The organism is Brachybacterium huguangmaarense, from assembly GCF_025725725.1.
GTDB lineage: Bacteria > Actinomycetota > Actinomycetes > Actinomycetales > Dermabacteraceae > Brachybacterium > Brachybacterium huguangmaarense.
The window spans coordinates 188,230-201,581 of record NZ_CP107020.1; the positions used below are offsets into that span (position 1 = coordinate 188,230).

Consider the following 13,352-nt stretch of genomic DNA (forward strand, 5'->3'; position numbering starts at 1 on the left):
GGCGTCAGGGTAGCGGGAGGGCGTGGGCCGCACAGGCGTCGAGGCGGCGCTGCCAGCGGGCGGCGAGGTCCGCGTCGGCGCTCGCGGACGCGAGCAGCTCCTCGTCGGGGACCGGCCGGCACACGGGCAGGGAGCCGGCGGTGGCGCGCAGGGCGGGCCTGACCACGTCCGCCGTCAGGAGGGCGCCGGTGGCCAGGCCGCACGCGAAGGGCAGCTCCGGCAGGGCCGCCGCGGCGGCGACGCCTGCGGACAGGCCGATGCCGGTCTCGAGCGCGGAGGAGAGGACGACGGGCAGCCCGGCGGCCTCGGCGAGGGCCAGGCAGCGGCGGATGCCGCCGAGTGGCTGGACCTTCATCACGAGCAGGTCCGCGGCGCCCGCGCGGGCCACGCGCAGCGGGTCCTCGGCGCGGCGGACGAGCTCGTCGGCGGCGACCGGGACGTCGACCCCGCGGCGCACGGCCGCGAGGTCCTCGAGCGTCGCGACGGGCTGCTCGACGTATTCGAGGCCGCCCGCGGCACGGTCGAGGACCGGGATCGCGGCGAGCGCCTCGGAGCGGCTCCAGGCGGCGTTGGCGTCGATGCGGATGCGGGCCTGCGGCCCCATCGCCTCGCGCACGGCCGCGAGCCGGGCGGCGTCCTCGGCGAGCGACGAGCCGGGGTCGGCGACCTTGACCTTCGCGGTGCCCGCGCCTCCGACGAGCGCGATCTCCCGTGCCCGCTGCGGGGGGACGACGGGCACGGTGACGTTGACGGGGACGCGGTCGCGCCGGGGGGCGGGACGCTCGGTCGTGGCGTCCTCGACGGCCGCGGCGAGCCACGCCGCGGACTCGGGGACGTCGTAGTCCCAGAACGGCGAGAACTCGCTCCAGCCGGCCGGCCCGTCGAGCAGCACCCCGTCGCGCACCGTGATGCGCCGGAAGCGCGTCGTCATGGGCACGGCGTAGGCCACGGCCCGCTCGATGCCCCGCTCCCGCAGCGGCGCCGGGACGGCGAGCTCGCTCATGCCCAGGTCCGTGCGACGCGGCGGACGGGGCGGTGGGGACGCGGCACGGGGCCTCCTGGGCTGGACGACGGGGTCGGACGGGCGGGGCCGTCGGCAGGGCCCGCTGCCGGGCCCGCCTCCACTCTCGCACGACGATGGGAGGATCGGGACATGAGCACCGCCGCCGTTCCCCGTCCCTCGGGCCCCGCCCGCATCGCCCTGCGCCGCGTCCGCGCCGACGACGCCCCGGCCGTCCGTGCCGCCTTCGCCGCGAGCGCCGACATGGGCCGCCAGGGCGACGTGAGCGATCTCGACAGCGCCCGGCAGTACGTCGACTGGCTCCTGACCGGTGGTCGCGAGGCGGTCGCGATCACCGTCGCCGACGCGCTCGTCGGGCTCGTGGGGGTGAGCGTGGACGCGGGCAACCGCAGCGGCTGGGTCTTCTACTGGATGCACACGACCCACCGCGGGCGTTCCCTGACCTCGCGCGCCGTCGCCACGGTGTGCGATCGGGCGCTGGCCCCCGTGGCCGCCGGCGGGTGGGGCCTCGAACGCCTCGAGCTGGGGCATCGCGTCGACAACCCCGCCTCGGGGGCGGTGGCCCGCGCCGCGGGATTCCTCGTCGAGGGCCGCGAACGGGCGAAGTTCCTCATCGGCGGCGAGCGGGTCGACGTCCTGGCCTACGGGCGGCTGCGCAGCGACCCGGCGGCGGGCACCGCACCCCTCCCGTGGCAGGACGCCTGAGCGCCCTCCCGGTCTCCGGGACGAGCCGTACGCCGGGGCGGACGCGTCTACCCTGAACCCATGCCCGACACCACCCCCATCGGCGCCCCCGCGCTGCCCGCCCTCGTCTCGGAGACCTTCGACCCCACGCGCTGGCGCGACATCGGCGAGGCGGAGCTCGTGGGCCCCGCCTTCACCGACATCACCTACCACCGGGCCGTGGACCGCACCGGGGGCGCGCCGCGCGACCTGCCGTGCGTGCGGATCGCCTTCGACCGTCCCGAGGTCCGCAACGCGTTCCGCCCCCACACGGTCGACGAGCTGTACCGCGCCCTCGACCATGCCCGGCTGGACACCGGGGTGGGCGTGATCCTGCTGACCGGCAACGGCCCCTCGGAGCGCGACGGCGGCCGCGCCTTCTGCTCGGGGGGCGACCAGCGCATCCGCGGACGCTCGGGCTATCAGTACGCCGACGGCGAGGACTCCGCGACCGTGCGCGCCGGGCAGGCCGGGCGCCTGCACATCCTCGAGGTCCAGCGCCTGATCCGCACGATGGGCAAGGTCGTGATCGCCGTGGTCAACGGCTGGGCGGCCGGCGGCGGTCATTCGCTGCACGTCGTCGCGGACCTCTCGATCGCCTCGCGCGAGCACGCCCGCTTCAAGCAGACCGACGCGAACGTCGGCTCCTTCGACGGCGGCTACGGCAGCGCGTACCTCGCCAAGCAGGTCGGCCAGAAGCGCGCCCGCGAGATCTTCTTCCTCGCCGAGGAGTACTCGGCCCAGGACGCCTACGGCTTCGGCGGCGTCAACCGCGTGGTCGACCACGCCCGCCTCGAGGACGAGGCGCTCGCGATGGCGGCGACGATCGCGACCAAGTCCCCCCAGGCGATCCGCATGCTCAAGTTCGCCTTCAACCTCGCCGACGACGGGCTGATGGGCCAGCAGGTCTTCGCGGGCGAGGCCACCCGCCTGGCCTACATGACCGACGAGGCGGTCGAGGGGCGCGACGCGTTCCTCGAGCACCGCGCCCCCGACTGGTCCGCCTTCGGGCACCCCCAGGGATGAGCGGCGCGCTCCGGACATCGTGGCTGCGGCCGGCCCCGTTCCACGGCACGCCCGCCTCGCTCACCGAGCACGTCGAGGCCGTCGGGGCCATGATGCGCGGCGAGGGCCGCCTGTGGCTGGGTCCCTTCGCGCCGCCCGCCTCCCTGCCCGCCGAGCTCGAGCAGACGGCCCTGGTCGTGCCGACCTCCGGCTCGACCGGGGGCGCCAAGGCGGTCGCGCTGGCCCTGTCCGCGCTCGTGGCGAGCCAGGACGCGACGGCCCGTCGCCTCGGCGGCGACGCCGGCCCCGCCCGCGGGCACGGGCTGTGGCTGCCCCTGCTGCCGCCCACGCACATCGCGGGCATCCAGGTGATCGCCCGTGCCTGGCGGGCCGCCGAGCTGCGTGATCGTCCCGGGCCCCTCCTGCCCGGTGAGCTGCCCGCCCTCGCGACGCACTTCGACGCGGACGCGTTCACGGCCGCCGCCGAGCCCGCTCTCGCCGAGGCCGAGGCCCTCGGCGTCGCGGCCTTCACCTCCCTCGTCCCCACCCAGCTGGCCCGGCTGCTCGCGGATCGCTCGCGAGCCGGGGCGCGCGCGATCGAGCTGCTGGGACGCTTCGAGGCCGTGCTGCTGGGCGGCGCGGCCACGCCCCCTGCGCTGCTGGGCCGGTCCCGGGCGGCGGGGGTCGCCGCATGCACGACCTACGGCTCGAGCGAGACGGCGGGCGGCTGCGTGTACGACGGCGCACCGCTCGACGGCGTGCGCCTGCGCCTCGCCGACCCCGGCTCCTCCGGCGACGGCGGGGCGGCGGTGTCGACCCCGGACGGGACCGGCCGCCTCGTCATCGCCTCCCCCACCCTCGCCCTCGGCTACGTGCATGCGAACGGCACGGCCGAGGCCAGCACGTTCCGCACCTCCCCCGAGGGCCGCGAGTTCGTGACCTCCGATCTCGCCCGGATCGAGGACGGGCGCCTGGAGATCCTCGGCCGCGCGGACGACGTGATCGTGACGGGCGGGCGCAAGGTCCTCCCCCAGGACGTCGAGCGGGCGCTCGACGCGCATCCCGATCTCGAGGGGCGTCTCGCCGGGCGGGTCGTCGTCGGCGTGCCCGACCCCGAGTGGGGGGAGCGGCTCGTCGCCCTCGTGGCCCCGACCCCCGGGACGAGCGCGGCCGAGCGCACGATGCTCGCCGAGCTGGTCCCGACGGCGCTGCGCCACAGCCTGCTGCCCGCGCACGCCGTGCCCAAGACCACGCTGCTCGTCGAGGAGATCCCGCTGCTCGGCATCGGTAAGATCGATCGGTCCGCCGCCCGCCGGATCGCGAGCTCCCGCTGCCGCTGAGCGCCGGGCCGGCCATCGCCGCGTCACCGGCCGCTCCGATCCGCGGCGACCGTCACCGAACAGGAAGGCAGTCCGTGGCCACGTTCTTCCAGTGGGTCGAGGGCTCGCGCCCGCGCACCTGGCCCGCCGCCGTCGCCCCCGTGGCCGCCGGCACGGGCGCCGCGCTCCAGCAGATCGGGCACCTGGGCCTCGACGTCGGGGCGGGCACCGTCGTCGCACGTGCCCTGGTGGCCCTCGGGGTCGCCCTCGCGCTCCAGATCGGCGTCAACTACGCCAACGACTACTCCGACGGGGTGCGCGGCACCGACGACGACCGGGTCGGCCCGTTCCGGCTGACCGGCTCCCGCGCCGCCGCACCGGGGGCCGTCAAGCGCGCCGCCGTGCTCGCGCTCGGCATCGGCGGGGTCCTGGGCGTGGTCCTCACCGCGATGGCCGGCGCGTGGTGGATGCTCGTCGTCGGGGCGGCCGCCGTGCTCGCCGCGTGGTTCTACACGGGCGGCACACGGCCCTACGGCTACATGGGGCTCGGCGAGGTGTTCGTCTTCGTGTTCTTCGGGCTCGTGGCCGTGATGGGCACGGCCTACGCGATCACGCTGCGCTTCTCCTGGGTCGCGCTGCTCGCGGCCTGCGCGATCGGGCTGCTCGCGGTCGCCGTGCTCGTCACCAACAACCTGCGGGACATCCCCTCGGACACGGTGTCCGGCAAGCACACGCTCGCGGTGCGCCTGGGCGATCGCCGGACGCGGCTGCTGTTCGCGGCGTGCACGCTGCTCCCCTTCGTGCTCCTGATCCCGGTCATGGTCGTGCAGTGGCCGACGCTGCTCGTGCTGCTCGCCCTGCCCCTCGCGGTGGTGCCGGTGCGGCTCGTGCTGGCGGGCGCGGCGGGGCGCGCCCTGATCCCGGTGCTCGGGGGCACGGGGCGCCTCGAGCTCGTGTTCTCGCTCCTGCTGCTGATCGGCCTCGCCGTCTGAGCGCGGGCGCAGCGGTCAGCAGCACGCGTCATGGTCGGCGGGAGAGCGCGACCGGCAGGAGACTGCGAGGTCAGCGGGAGGCATCGCCCCGACGCCGCGTCGCCGAGGCGGTCTGCTCGTCGGCCTTCCCGGCCGTGTCCTCGTCGTCCGGCGCGGGCGTGCTCCCGACCTCGGCGTCCATGAGGGCGTCCTCCTCGTCCGCGTCCTCGTCGTGCTTCTCGCCCTTGCGCGCGCGGCGCCTCTCGTCGGCCCGCTGCCAGCGCTCGGCGGCCTGGTTCCGCGGCCGACGCAGCACCAGGATCGACAGAAGCAGCGCGATGAGCGCGGCCAGGATGCCCGAGAGGTAGAAGCCGAAGGACGTCAGGGTGTAGAGCAGCCACCAGACGCCGGCGAGGATCGCCAGGCGCAGCAGGGAGTAGACGAGCACATCGCGCATGGGGTTCAGGGTAGACGCGCGAGCCTGGGAGGCGCGGCGCCGGCGAGGTGGGCGTCGATCCGGGGCTGTCGCGAGGTGTCGTGGTGGATCGGTCGCGGCGCCGGACCGGGCGGTCGGACCTGCCACGGCGTCCCGGCGCACGTCCAGCGGCCCGACCTAGACTGGACTCATGCCCCGCGCCCTCCTGGCCGTCGCCTCCATCGCCCTCACGGTCTTCGCTCTCGCCGACTGCATCCAGACCGCGGACTCCCGGGTGCGCGGGATCCCGAAGTGGGCGTGGATCATCCTCGTGGTGCTGATCCCCTGGGTCGGCCCGATCACGTGGCTGCTCGTGGGCAAGGACCGGACGCCCGGTGCCGATGACCTGGGCGCACGCAACGGCTCCCGCGGCCGGCCTGCCCCCGGCCGTTCAGGCCCTCTCGCTCCCGACGAGGATCCCGATTTCCTGCGCCGGCTCGATGAGGAGATCCGCCGCGAGCGGCGCGAGCGCGAGCAGCGGGACCGTCACGGCGACGACGGACCGCCTTCCCCGGCCTGAGCTGCCCGCGACCTGAGGCCCGGACCGCCTTCGGCTCCCGTCGCCGGCACGAGCCCGCTCACGGACCGTGGCAGAGCGCCGACGGTCCGCTCCGGGGCACATCGCGGCCACAAGGGCCCAGCCGCGGCCGATCCGACGCTGCGCGGGTCTCGTCCGTCGCAGCCCGGCCACACCGCCCCACCGCTGGGCACCACAGCCTCGGCCGGTGGGCGCCGTCGGGTCCGAGACTGCGCGTGGGCCCTGCTGGCGTGACGCTCCCCTCGGGCATCTCGCGTGCTCGATCATCGAGATCGCCCTGTCCGGGGGGAATCGGCACGGCCGCGTACGACGAGATCGCCATATCGGGCGGAACTCTTCGCGAGTTCCGCCCGATATGGCGATCTCGAGGCGGCGTGTGCTCGGTCCGGCACACCCGGCTCAGACTCAGGTCAGGCCGGAGTAGGAGTGCAGGCCGTTGATGACCGTGTTGACGATCGTGAAGTTGAAGATGATGCACGCGAAGCCGACGAGGGCGAACCACGCGGCGCGGTTGCCGCGGAAGCCGACCGTCGCACGCGCGTGGAGGTAGGCCGCGTAGACCACCCAGACCACGAAGGTCCACACCTCCTTGGGGTCCCAGCCCCAGTAGCGGCCCCAGGCGTTGGACGCCCAGATGGCCCCGAAGATGAGGGTGAAGGTCCACAGCACGAAGCCGACGGCGTGGATGCGGAACGCGAAGGCCTCGAGCTCGCTCGAGGACGGGAGACGGTCCATCACCGCTCCGACCGCGTTGGAGAAGCGCCCCCCGCGACGCGAACCCGCGGTCGAGGCCTCGGTGCCGTCCGCAGCGCCGATCTCCGTCTCGTCGATCCCTGCCGCGTCGGTCGCCGTGCCCGCGACGCCCGCGCCGCCGACGGCTCCGGCCATCATGGCCGCCGCGTTCTTCTCGCGCCGGGCCTGGATCAGCTGCAGCACGGAGGCGACCGCACCGACGGTCAGCAGCGCGGTCGCGAGGATCGCGATGAGCACGTGGATCACGAGCCAGTGGGAGTTCTGCAGGCTCGGCGGGAGGGCCGCGGCCGGCAGGTACCAGAACAGCTGCGCGATCAGCATGAGGATCAGCATCGGCAGCACGATGAAGGTGCCCAGCACCCGCATGTCGCGACGGCGGGCGACGACCACGAGGAAGACGATCACGACCACGGCGCTGCCGGTCATCGCGAACTCGTACATGTTCGACCACGGCACGCGGTGGGTCGCGACCCCGCGCAGGATGACCGCGACCAGGTGCATCGCGGCGGCCGCCGCCGTCATCACGAGCGCGAAGGAGCCCGCGCTCATGCCGCCCGAGGTCGTAGGCGACGGCTCCTCGTCGGCGGGGGCCTCGTGCTCGAGCACGGCCACGCCGCTGCCCCCGGACGCGGCGACGCGCTCGCGCGCCCGCTCGCGACGCGCCAGGCGCGCGTCGGAGTGGCGCTGGGCGCTGCCGGCGAGGTCGGCGGCGAAGCCGATCATGGCCAGCACGTACACGGCGATCGCGACCACGAACAGCAGGTTCGAGACCTGGGCGGACAGCTGGTCACTCACGGGGGGTGCCTCCTGAGGGGTCTGGGTCCTCGCCGAGCCTGCGCACCAGGTCGGCGACGGCCACGTCCACCTGATGATCCTCGCTCCGTGCCAATCCCGCCACCTCGAGCACGGCGGGACCATCCTCCGGACGGGTCACGCGCACCCACAGGCGACGGCGCGGAACGAACAGCGACAGGGTCAGGCCGAGCACGGCGAGCAGGGCCATGACGAGCGTGAACGTCTGGAAAGGGTCGTGCTTGATGTCGAAGGCCGCGTAGCGCTTGACGCCGTCGAAGGACACGGTCGAGCCGTCGGGGAGCTTCGCGCTGTCCCCCGGGGACATGCGCAGCAGCACCTGGTCGCCGTCGCTCTCGGTCATGGGCGTGAGCGTGGAGACGTCGATCTCGTACGCGTTCTTGGGCACCCCGCCGTCGAGCCCCAGATCGCCTGTGTAGAACGACAGCGCGAGCTGCGGGTCGATCAGGTCGGGGAAGCGCGAGTGGGGGCCGCTCTCGTCGATCTCGGCGGTCGGCATGAAGATCCCGACGGCCGCGATCTGCTCGGGCTCGGCGTCGGGGGCCTTGAGCACCATCATCGAGGTGTACATCGAGTCGCGCGGGATGGTGATGACGGGCCCCTCGGCGACGACGTTGCCCTCGGGGTCGGTGATCGTGACCATCGGCGCGTAGCCGTTGCCGAGCAGGTACATGCTCGCTCCCGGCAGCTGGAGCGGCTGGTTGACGCGCACGGTCTGCGTGTAGGGCTTCTCGTCGGGCTCGGTGACCGCGACGTCGGCCTCGAACATGCGCGGCTGGCCGAACTCGTGCTCGCTCGGGTTCGTGTCGTAGCTGGCGCGGAAGTCGTCGAGCGTGAACTGGAAGTCCGGCAGGTCGGAGCGGTCGAACCAGGGACCCGACTGGAACGAGTCGTAGCGGGCCAGGGAGTTGGAGAACCCCTCCCCCTCGACCACCGTGATCTGGCCCCGGTACTGGGTGAGGTGGCCACCGGCGACGCCCACCAGGACCCCGAGCAGGGCCACGTGGAACAGCAGGTTGCCGGCCTCGCGGAGGTAGCCGCGCTCGGCGCCGATCGAGCCCCCGCGCTTCTCCCCGGCCCGCAGGGTGCGGTAGCGGCGGCGCCGGAGCGTGCGCTCCGCACGGTCCTGGACCTCGTCGGCGCGCTCGGGCTCGAGCTCGACGCGCGTGTAGCCGGCGAAGCGCTCGAGTCGGAGCGGGGTGCGCGGCGGGCGCGAGCGCAGCTGACGCACGAGCACGCCCAGTCGCGGCACGACGCAGCCGATGAGGGAGATGAACAGCAGCAGGTAGATCGCGGAGAACCACGGCGAGGAGAACACGTCGAAGAAGCCGAGCGTGTCGAGGAAGCGGGCCCAGCGCCCGTTCTCGGCGAGGTACTGCTCGGTGAGCGTCGAGTTCACGCTGCGCTGGGGGTACAGCGACCCGGGCACGGCCGCGATCGCGAGCAGCATGAGCAGCACGAGGGCGGTCTGCATGCTCGTCAGCTGGCGCCACAGGAACAGCAGGGTGCCGCGCAGCCCGAGCCGGGGAAGCGCGGCGCGCGGCGTGTCCGCACGGCGCCGCGGCGCGCGCGCCGCGCGTCCTCGCGTCGTCGGCGTCGGAGTCGGCTCGGTATCCGTGGTCGCATCCTCCATGTCGGTGGGGTCGTCGGTGCGGCGCGCCATCACACCACCGGCTCGAAGCCGGCGACGGCGCCCTGCAGCTGTCCCATCCAGGCGCTCCACTGGCCGGTCAGGAGCAGCACGCCGATGGCGATCAGGAGCGCGCCGGACAGCAGGGAGATGGTGCGGCGATGCCGGGACAGGAAGCGGCTCGCCCCGAGGGCCCGCTGGAACAGCAGGGCGAACAGGACGAACGGGATCCCGAGCCCGAGGGAGTAGGCGAGGGAGAGCGCGGCCCCGCGGCCGACCGACGCGCCGTCGAAGCTGAGGGCGACGACCGCGGCGTAGGTGGGGCCCATGCACGGGGTCCAGGACAGCCCGAAGATGATGCCCATGAGCGGCGCTCCCCACAGCCCCGCGTCGGGGCGCGAGGCGATCCGCTTCTCCCCCGACAGCGAGGGGAAGACGCCCAGGAACACGAGGCCCATCAGGATCACGATCGCCCCGGCCACCCGGTTGATCCACACCTGGTGGGCCTGCAGCAGGTGCCCGAGGGCGCCCACGAAGCCGCCGAGGGCCATGAACACGAGCGCGAAGCCGACCACGAACAGCAGGCTGCCCAGCAGCATGCGCCGGGTGCGGTCGGAGCGGTCGGCCTCCTGACCGGCGAGCCCCGACACGTAGCCGAGGTAGCCGGGCACGACGGGCAGCACGCACGGGGAGAGGAAGGCGACGACGCCCGCCGCGGCGGCGACCGCGATCGCGACCCACAGCGATCCCGAGAAGACGGCGGTCGAGAACTGATCGCCGATGCCCGCGAGGCTCATTCGGCGACCACCCGGTCGATCATCGCGCGCAGGGTCGACGGGTCCGCGGCCCCGGAGATGCGGGCGGCCACGCGCCCCTGCTTGTCGAGCACGAGCGTCGAGGGCACGGCGTTGGGGGCGACCTGGCCGCGCAGCGCGTACATGATGGTGGCGTCGAGGTCGGGCAGCGAGGGGTACGGGATCGCGAACTTCTTCTCGAAGGCCTGGGCCGGGCCCGCCTCGTCGCGCACGTTGACGCCGATGAAGGAGACGCCCTGGTCGGCGTAGTCCTCGGCGATCGCCTTGAGGTTCGGCGCCTCCTCCCGGCACGGGGCGCACGACGCGTACCAGACGTTGACCACGAGCACGGAGCCGAGGTGGTCGTGGGAGTCGAAGGCCTCGCCCTCGTAGGTGGTGCCCGAGAACTCGAGGGCCTCGCCGCGGTCGGCGGCGTCGATCTCCTGGGAGACGCCGTCGCCCGCGACATAGCCGGTGTCGTAGCGCGAGGACGTGTCGGTGCCGCAGGCCGCGAGCACGGTCGAGACGGCCGCGAGCGCACCCCCCGCGAGCACGCCGCGCCGGGTGGGGCGGGTCATGTGAGCTTGCCTCCGGTGGCGTCGACCGCGCCCGGGTAGAGGGCCGCGGCGGGCTCGGCGTAGGAGATGTCGGCGAGGTGGCCGTCCACGAAATGCAGACTCGTCACCGAGCACAGGCCGCACTGGCGACGCCGCGGGTCGTGCACGAGGGGACGGCGCTCGGCGGACAGTCGGGTGATCCAGATCGGGAGCTGGTGGGAGACGATGACCGCCTCGTGGCCCTCGGCGGCGATCCGCGCATCGCGCACCGCGGCGACCATGCGCGCCTCCTGGCTGCGGTACGCCTCCCCCCACGAGGGGCGCAGCGGGTTGACGAGGTAGGGCCAGTGGCGGGGATTGGCGAGACTGCCCTCGCCGTGGCCGACGCGCAGGCCCTCGAAGTGGTTGCCGGACTCGATGAGCCGCTGGTCGGTCTCGATCTCGAGCCCGTGCGCCTGCGCGATGGGCGCGGCCGTCTGCTGGGCGCGCAGGAGCGGGGAGGCGACGACATGCGTGACGTCCGCCGTGGCCAGATGATCGGCCGCGAGGCGGGCCATCCGGGTGCCCCGCTCGGACAGGCGGAAGCCGGGGAGCAGTCCGTAGAGGATCTTCCCGGGGTTGTGCACCTCGCCGTGGCGGACGAGATGGACCGTGGTGGTGCTCATGGGCGCGCGTGACCTCACCGTGTGATCGATGGCGTCACCGTAACAGGGGATCCTGCGAGGCTCAGCGACCGTGTGACGTGCTCGCGGGCAGGCACGGGACCTCGTGGCCGAGGGTGCGTCCGACGATCCGGCCGAGCTCGAGGAAGTCGTCGTGGCCGAGCGGGTCCAGCAGCACGTCGCGCACGGACTGCACATGGATGGGCGCTGCGCGCTCGAGCAGGGCCATGCCCTCGTCGGTGAGCGCGGCCTCACGGCCGCGCCCGTCGGCGACGCAGCGGACCCGTGCGAGCAGCCCGCGCTTCTCCATGCGCGAGACGGTGTGGGTCAGGCGCGACCGCGAGTGGACCACGCGATCGGCGAGGTCCGACATGCGCATGCGGTGGTGCTCGGACTCCGAGAGCCGCACCAGGATCTCGTACTCGCTCAACGTCAGGTCGATCCGCGGGTCGGACTCGAGCAGCTGGGACAGCCGGTCGAGGATCGAGGTCGCCCCGAAGATGAAGGTGCGCCACGCGATCTGCTCGCTCTCGCCCAGCCATTGCACGTCGTCCCGCGAGGGACGCGTGGTCGCGTCCGCGGGCTCGGTCGTCGTCTCGGTCACCTCTGCCGTCCTCCCGGTGGTCGTGTGATCCCGCTCGCGCGGATGGTTGCATTGTGCCGCATATTGGTTTAGCTTTCAAGTAATGCCGTGGGCGCGCCCCGCACCCGACGGCCCGGGATCGTCCGTCGGACGGCCCGCCCCCGACGTTCCTGTAAGGAGATCTCCCATGACCGCTCTTCCCGAAGGCCTCACCCAGGGCACCTGGAACCTCGACCCCGCCCACTCCGAGGTCGGCTTCACCGTGCGCCACGCCGGCATCTCCAAGGTGCGCGGCAGCTTCGGCGAGGTCAGCGCCACCCTCGAGGTCGGCGAGTCCCTCGAGGACCTGAAGTTCACCGCGACCGTCGCGATCGCCTCGGTCGACACGGGCAACGCGGACCGCGACAACCACCTGCGCTCGGGCGACTTCTTCGAGGCCGAGACCTACCCGGAGATGACCTTCACCACGACCTCGGTCGACTCGAAGGCGATCACGGGCGACCTCACCCTGCACGGCGTGACCCGGCAGGTCGAGCTCGACTACGACTTCGAGGGCGCCATCACCGACCCGTTCGGCGTGTACCGCGCGGGCTTCACCGGGTCCACCTCGATCTCCCGCAAGGACTTCGGGCTGACCTGGAACGCGGCCCTCGCGGCCGGCGGCGTGCTGGTCGGCGACGAGGTCAAGATCTCGATCGAGGCGGAGTTCGCGGCGCCCACCGCCGCCTGAGCCCCCTCGTGCCCCGGGCTGCCGGGACAGGGCGCCGTGCCCCTCAAGCGTCGGCGTCGGCTCGCGGGCCGTCCACCTCCGGGTGGGCGGCCCGCTCGTGCGTCGGCACGGCTTTCTGATTTGCTGGCGTGCTGGCTTGCTGGCTTGCCGGCTTGCCGGCTTGCCGGCTTGCTGGCTTGCTGGCCTACGCTCGCACCGTGGCCGACTCTCCGCTTGCTCCCGCGCCCCTGCCCGTCCCGTCCGAGCCGGACGCCCGCGTCATGCTGCTGGACCGGGACGGCTGCCATCTGTGCGACGCGGCGCGCCCCGTCGTGCTCGAGGAGGCCCGGCGGGCGGGCGCGACCGTCGAGCGCGTGGACGTCGACGCCGATCCCGCGGTGCGCGCGGCGTGGGGCGACCAGGTGCCGGTCGTCGCCGTCGACGGCCGGGTCGTCGCCCGCTATCGCGTCGACGCGACCTCGCTGCGGCGCGCCCTGCGGCCCGGGCCGCGCTGGCGCCGCCTGCTGCCGGGCGGGTGAGGAGCGGCGCCCGCGCGCCTCGCGGGCGCCGTGTCGCCAGGCCCGGCATGACGAAGGCCGCCCATCGGGACGGATCCCGGGGCGGCCTCGTGGTCGTGCGCGGCGGGGTGGTCACCCCCGCGGCGCACGGGCGCTCACTTCTTGTTGCGGCGCTGGTGGCGCGTCTTGCGCAGCAGCTTGCGGTGCTTCTTCTTGGCCATGCGCTTACGACGCTTCTTGATGACGGAACCCATAGGTGCCTCAGTTCTTCGCTCGGTTCG

At 73.7% G+C, this 13,352-nt stretch carries 16 protein-coding genes; 7 read left to right on the forward strand and 9 right to left on the reverse strand.

Going from position 1 to position 13,352, the window contains the following annotated elements:
* Window positions 1-4 precede the first annotated feature (4 nt).
* Complete coding sequence (locus BRM3_RS00920; RefSeq protein ID WP_263594241.1) at window positions 5-1,003, reverse strand: o-succinylbenzoate synthase; 999 nt, start codon at window positions 1,001-1,003, stop codon at window positions 5-7.
* A gap of 150 nt (window positions 1,004-1,153) precedes the next feature.
* On the opposite strand from BRM3_RS00920, the gene BRM3_RS00925 reads away from it, so the two are divergent.
* From BRM3_RS00925 to BRM3_RS00940, 4 genes are all read left to right on the forward strand, one after another.
* Window positions 1,154-1,726 carry a GNAT family N-acetyltransferase gene (locus BRM3_RS00925; RefSeq protein ID WP_263594242.1) on the forward strand — a complete coding sequence of 191 codons (573 nt, stop codon included), beginning with the start codon at window positions 1,154-1,156 and terminating at the stop codon, window positions 1,724-1,726.
* 60 nt (window positions 1,727-1,786) lie between these two features.
* Window positions 1,787-2,770: a 1,4-dihydroxy-2-naphthoyl-CoA synthase gene (locus tag BRM3_RS00930; protein WP_263594243.1), complete on the forward strand. Its 984-nt coding sequence runs from the start codon at window positions 1,787-1,789 to the stop codon at window positions 2,768-2,770.
* Window positions 2,767-4,089 carry an AMP-binding protein gene (locus tag BRM3_RS00935; protein ID WP_263594244.1) on the forward strand — a complete coding sequence of 441 codons (1,323 nt, stop codon included), beginning with the start codon at window positions 2,767-2,769 and terminating at the stop codon, window positions 4,087-4,089. Before BRM3_RS00930 ends, BRM3_RS00935 begins: the two co-directional genes overlap by 4 nt.
* Window positions 4,090-4,163: 74 nt before the next feature.
* Window positions 4,164-5,060 carry a 1,4-dihydroxy-2-naphthoate polyprenyltransferase gene (locus BRM3_RS00940; RefSeq protein ID WP_263594245.1) on the forward strand — a complete coding sequence of 299 codons (897 nt, stop codon included), beginning with the start codon at window positions 4,164-4,166 and terminating at the stop codon, window positions 5,058-5,060.
* A 70-nt stretch (window positions 5,061-5,130) separates the two neighbouring features.
* Here BRM3_RS00940 and BRM3_RS00945 read toward each other — a convergent pair whose 3' ends face one another.
* Window positions 5,131-5,496 carry a DUF4229 domain-containing protein gene (locus BRM3_RS00945; RefSeq protein ID WP_263594246.1) on the reverse strand — a complete coding sequence of 122 codons (366 nt, stop codon included), beginning with the start codon at window positions 5,494-5,496 and terminating at the stop codon, window positions 5,131-5,133.
* 169 nt (window positions 5,497-5,665) lie between these two features.
* On the opposite strand from BRM3_RS00945, the gene BRM3_RS00950 reads away from it, so the two are divergent.
* Window positions 5,666-6,034, forward strand: coding sequence for a PLD nuclease N-terminal domain-containing protein (locus BRM3_RS00950; RefSeq protein WP_263594247.1), 369 nt, complete (start codon window positions 5,666-5,668; stop codon window positions 6,032-6,034).
* Between the two features lie 423 nt (window positions 6,035-6,457).
* On the opposite strand, the gene ccsB is transcribed toward BRM3_RS00950, so the two are convergent.
* The 6 genes from ccsB to BRM3_RS00980 form a co-directional block, all read right to left on the reverse strand.
* Window positions 6,458-7,600 carry a c-type cytochrome biogenesis protein CcsB gene (gene ccsB, locus BRM3_RS00955; protein ID WP_263594248.1) on the reverse strand — a complete coding sequence of 381 codons (1,143 nt, stop codon included), beginning with the start codon at window positions 7,598-7,600 and terminating at the stop codon, window positions 6,458-6,460.
* A complete protein-coding gene (gene resB / locus BRM3_RS00960; RefSeq protein ID WP_263594249.1) occupies window positions 7,593-9,281 on the reverse strand; it encodes a cytochrome c biogenesis protein ResB in 1,689 nt (562 codons plus the stop codon). Before resB ends, ccsB begins: the two co-directional genes overlap by 8 nt.
* Entirely contained in the window at window positions 9,281-10,045 is a 765-nt protein-coding gene (locus BRM3_RS00965) for a cytochrome c biogenesis CcdA family protein (RefSeq protein WP_263594250.1), read from the reverse strand. The genes resB and BRM3_RS00965 overlap by 1 nt, the downstream gene beginning before the upstream one ends.
* Window positions 10,042-10,620: a TlpA family protein disulfide reductase gene (locus BRM3_RS00970; protein ID WP_263594251.1), complete on the reverse strand. Its 579-nt coding sequence runs from the start codon at window positions 10,618-10,620 to the stop codon at window positions 10,042-10,044. The genes BRM3_RS00965 and BRM3_RS00970 overlap by 4 nt, the downstream gene beginning before the upstream one ends.
* The gene (locus tag BRM3_RS00975; RefSeq protein WP_263594252.1) at window positions 10,617-11,264 is read right to left on the reverse strand and encodes a histidine phosphatase family protein; all 648 of its coding nucleotides are present in this window, start codon (window positions 11,262-11,264) and stop codon (window positions 10,617-10,619) included. The genes BRM3_RS00970 and BRM3_RS00975 overlap by 4 nt, the downstream gene beginning before the upstream one ends.
* 61 nt (window positions 11,265-11,325) lie before the next feature.
* On the reverse strand, window positions 11,326-11,865 hold the full coding sequence (locus BRM3_RS00980; protein ID WP_263594253.1) for a MarR family winged helix-turn-helix transcriptional regulator: 540 nt from the start codon (window positions 11,863-11,865) through the stop codon (window positions 11,326-11,328).
* 166 nt (window positions 11,866-12,031) lie between these two features.
* On the opposite strand from BRM3_RS00980, the gene BRM3_RS00985 reads away from it, so the two are divergent.
* On the forward strand, window positions 12,032-12,574 hold the full coding sequence (locus BRM3_RS00985) for a YceI family protein (RefSeq protein WP_263594254.1): 543 nt from the start codon (window positions 12,032-12,034) through the stop codon (window positions 12,572-12,574).
* Window positions 12,575-12,771: 197 nt separating this feature from the next.
* Complete coding sequence (locus BRM3_RS00990; protein WP_263594255.1) at window positions 12,772-13,092, forward strand: glutaredoxin family protein; 321 nt, start codon at window positions 12,772-12,774, stop codon at window positions 13,090-13,092.
* A gap of 134 nt (window positions 13,093-13,226) precedes the next feature.
* Here the strand turns inward: BRM3_RS00990 and BRM3_RS00995 are convergent, their stop codons facing one another.
* The gene (locus BRM3_RS00995; protein ID WP_003792170.1) at window positions 13,227-13,325 is read right to left on the reverse strand and encodes a 30S ribosomal protein bS22; all 99 of its coding nucleotides are present in this window, start codon (window positions 13,323-13,325) and stop codon (window positions 13,227-13,229) included.
* Window positions 13,326-13,352 lie beyond the last annotated feature (27 nt).

Bases quoted from the DNA above. Each gene is read 5' to 3' on its own strand.
- BRM3_RS00920 (WP_263594241.1), bottom strand. From the start codon at position 1,003: ATGAGCGAGCTCGCCGTCCCGGCGCCGCTGCGGGAGCGGGGCATCGAG.
- BRM3_RS00925 (WP_263594242.1), top strand. From the start codon at position 1,154: ATGAGCACCGCCGCCGTTCCCCGTCCCTCGGGCCCCGCCCGCATCGCC.
- BRM3_RS00930 (WP_263594243.1), top strand. From the start codon at position 1,787: ATGCCCGACACCACCCCCATCGGCGCCCCCGCGCTGCCCGCCCTCGTC.
- BRM3_RS00935 (WP_263594244.1), top strand. From the start codon at position 2,767: ATGAGCGGCGCGCTCCGGACATCGTGGCTGCGGCCGGCCCCGTTCCAC.
- BRM3_RS00945 (WP_263594246.1), bottom strand. From the start codon at position 5,496: ATGCGCGATGTGCTCGTCTACTCCCTGCTGCGCCTGGCGATCCTCGCC.
- BRM3_RS00950 (WP_263594247.1), top strand. From the start codon at position 5,666: ATGCCCCGCGCCCTCCTGGCCGTCGCCTCCATCGCCCTCACGGTCTTC.
- resB (WP_263594249.1), bottom strand. From the start codon at position 9,281: ATGGCGCGCCGCACCGACGACCCCACCGACATGGAGGATGCGACCACG.
- BRM3_RS00965 (WP_263594250.1), bottom strand. From the start codon at position 10,045: ATGAGCCTCGCGGGCATCGGCGATCAGTTCTCGACCGCCGTCTTCTCG.
- BRM3_RS00970 (WP_263594251.1), bottom strand. From the start codon at position 10,620: ATGACCCGCCCCACCCGGCGCGGCGTGCTCGCGGGGGGTGCGCTCGCG.
- BRM3_RS00975 (WP_263594252.1), bottom strand. From the start codon at position 11,264: ATGAGCACCACCACGGTCCATCTCGTCCGCCACGGCGAGGTGCACAAC.
- BRM3_RS00985 (WP_263594254.1), top strand. From the start codon at position 12,032: ATGACCGCTCTTCCCGAAGGCCTCACCCAGGGCACCTGGAACCTCGAC.
- BRM3_RS00995 (WP_003792170.1), bottom strand. From the start codon at position 13,325: ATGGGTTCCGTCATCAAGAAGCGTCGTAAGCGCATGGCCAAGAAGAAG.